Genomic DNA, 1,005 nt, shown 5'->3' on the forward strand with positions numbered 1-1,005 from the left:
CAGACCGCCGGCGAACGTCACCGCATGCTGCTCGGCGATGCCCACATCGAAGGTCCGGTCCGGATGCGCCTTGCCGAACAGGTCGATCCCGGTGCCGCCGGGCATCGCCGCGGTGATCGCCACCACCTTGTCGTCGGCATCCGCCGCCTTGATCAGGCTCTCGCCGAAGACCCGCGTATAGGCCGGCGCGTTCGGCTTGGCCTTGGCCTGCACGCCCGACAGGACGTCGAACTTCACCACCCCGTGGTAGCGGTCGGCCGACGCCTCGGCCGGGGCGTAGCCCTTGCCCTTCTGGGTCACGACATGGAGCAGGATCGGGCCCTGGTCCGAATCCCGCACGTTCTTCAGGATCGGCAGGAGATGGTCGAGATTGTGCCCGTCGACCGGGCCGACATAGTGGAAGCCCATCTCCTCGAACATCGTGCCGCCGCCCACCACCAGCGAGCGGGCGTATTCCTCCGCCGCCGCGGCGCGCTGGTAGATCGCCTTCGGCAGCAACTTGCCGAGCTGCTTGGCCGTCTCGCGCAGGCCGCGATAGGTCCCGCCCGAGGCCAGCCTGGCGAAATAGGCCGACATCGCCCCCACCGGCGGGGCGATCGACATGTCGTTGTCGTTCAGGATCACGATCAGCCGCGAATGCAGCGCGCCGGCATTGTTCATCGCCTCGTAGGCCATGCCCGCCGACATCGAGCCGTCGCCGATCACCGCCACCATGTTGCGGCGCTTCGGAGCGGGCTGGCCCTTGGCCTTGGCCGTCGACTCGTCGAGATCGCGGCCCACCGCCATGCCGAGCGCCGCCGAGATCGAGGTCGAGGAATGCGCCGCCCCGAACGGGTCGTAGACGCTCTCCGACCGCTTGGTGAAGCCCGACAGCCCGCCCGGCTGGCGCAGCGTCCGGATCCGGTCCCGCCGCCCCGTCAGGATCTTGTGCGGGTAGGCCTGGTGCCCGACATCCCACACGATCCGGTCGTCGGGCGTGTCGAACACGTGATGCAGCGCCACCGT

1 protein-coding gene is annotated in these 1,005 nt (G+C 69.2%); it reads right to left on the reverse strand.

Annotated elements, in window-relative coordinates; all coding sequences use genetic code 11:
• The coding region (locus ASF32_RS19905) for a 1-deoxy-D-xylulose-5-phosphate synthase N-terminal domain-containing protein (protein ID WP_156467910.1) at window positions 1–1,005 on the reverse strand (1,005 nt) is incomplete at both ends.

Source organism: Methylobacterium sp. Leaf91 (assembly GCF_001422815.1).
GTDB lineage: Bacteria > Pseudomonadota > Alphaproteobacteria > Rhizobiales > Beijerinckiaceae > Methylobacterium.